The organism is Streptomyces ossamyceticus, assembly GCF_001418475.1.
GTDB lineage: Bacteria > Actinomycetota > Actinomycetes > Streptomycetales > Streptomycetaceae > Streptomyces > Streptomyces ossamyceticus.
Genome location: NZ_LIQX01000988.1, coordinates 1 through 1,377 on the forward strand (window position 1 = coordinate 1; position 1,377 = coordinate 1,377).

1 protein-coding gene is annotated in these 1,377 nt (G+C 74.9%); it reads left to right on the plus strand.

The window, feature by feature from the left end; translation table 11 throughout:
• Nucleotides 1-444: 444 nt before the first annotated feature.
• Nucleotides 445-1,272: an enoyl-CoA hydratase/isomerase family protein gene (locus AOK15_RS41245; protein ID WP_055524409.1), complete on the plus strand. Its 828-nt coding sequence runs from the start codon at nt 445-447 to the stop codon at nt 1,270-1,272.
• The last annotated feature ends 105 nt before the right edge of the window (nt 1,273-1,377 follow it).

A 1,377-nucleotide genomic window follows, 5' to 3' on the forward strand; every position in this document is an offset into this window, starting at 1 on the left:
CCGGGGCCGCGTGCCGGTGCTCGCCGGGGGCGAGGGTGCGGGCGGCTGCGGCTGGGATGAGGGCCGGGCTTTCCGGGGCTGTGCCGTTGGGGGCTCGGGGGGTCGCGGCGTCGGCGGCTGGGGTGCCGTCGGTGGGGTGTTCGGGTGTGCCCCACTCGTGGGTGTCGTCGGCCTGGTCACCGTGTGTGTCGTCATGGTCCGTCCTCCCTCCGCGCCCGAATCCCCCGGTGCGCCTGGCGGAGCGCAGGCTATGCAGCGAAGTGGGCGATGTGGACCGAGAAGGGCCGGATGTCACTCGAACGGGGAAACGGGCCGACGCGTTGTCGCGCGCGGTTGCCGCACGCGTCGTCGCCGGGGCCCGCGCCGGGACCGGGGTGTTGCGGGGCGGGTCGGGCTGCGATGATCGGAGCGACGGTAGTTAACCCGCGTTAACCGGAGGGTGTCATGGGTGTCGGTGTCGATGTCGCAGAGGGGCCGGGCGGCGAGCGGCGGTACGGCGAGTTCGTGGTCGTTCGGCGGCACGCGTACGTCGCCGAACTCGCCCTCGACCGGCCGAAGGCCATGAACGCCGTGTCCACCGACATGGCCCGCTCCATCGCCGCCGCGTGCGACGCGCTGGCCGCCGACCGGGACGTACGGGTGGTCGTGGTGACCTCGACGCACGAACGGGCGTTCTGCGTGGGGGCCGACCTGAAGGAGCGGAACTCGTTCAGCGACGCGGAGCTGGTACGGCAGCGGCCCGTCGCGCGCGCGGCGTACACCGGGGTGCTGGAGCTGCCGATGCCGACCGTCGCCGCCGTGCACGGCTTCGCGCTGGGCGGCGGGTTCGAGCTGGCACTGTCCTGCGATGTGATCGTGGCCGACCGTACGGCGGTGGTGGGGCTGCCGGAGGTGTCGGTGGGGGTGATTCCGGGGGGCGGCGGTACGCAGTTGCTGCCGCGTCGCGTGGGGGCGGCGCGGGCCGCCGAGCTGATCTTCACCGCGCGACGGCTGGAGGCCGCGGAGGCGCGGGAGTTGGGCCTGGTCGACGAACTGGTCGCGGAGGGGCAGGACCGTACGGAGGCGTTGGCGCTGGCAGCGCGGATGGCCGCCAACTCGCCCGTGGGGCTGCGGGCCGCGAAGCGGGCGCTGAGGCTGGGCCACGGGCTCGATCTGCGGGCGGGGCTGGACGTCGAGGACGCGGCGTGGCGTTCCGTGGCGTTCTCGGGCGACCGGGCGGAGGGCGTGGCCGCCTTCAACGAGAAGCGCAAGCCGGAGTGGCCGGGGGAGTGAGCCGTCGGCTGCGCCGGGGCGCGCGAGGCGTCCGAGGCGTCTCAGGGGCTGTGGCGGGTGGTTGCGTCGCCCTCTGCGTCCCCGAGGGGCAGCGGCCGCGCCCCG

Coding starts and splice junctions, on each gene's coding strand:
- AOK15_RS41245 (WP_055524409.1), top strand. CDS start 445: ATGGGTGTCGGTGTCGATGTCGCAGAGGGGCCGGGCGGCGAGCGGCGG.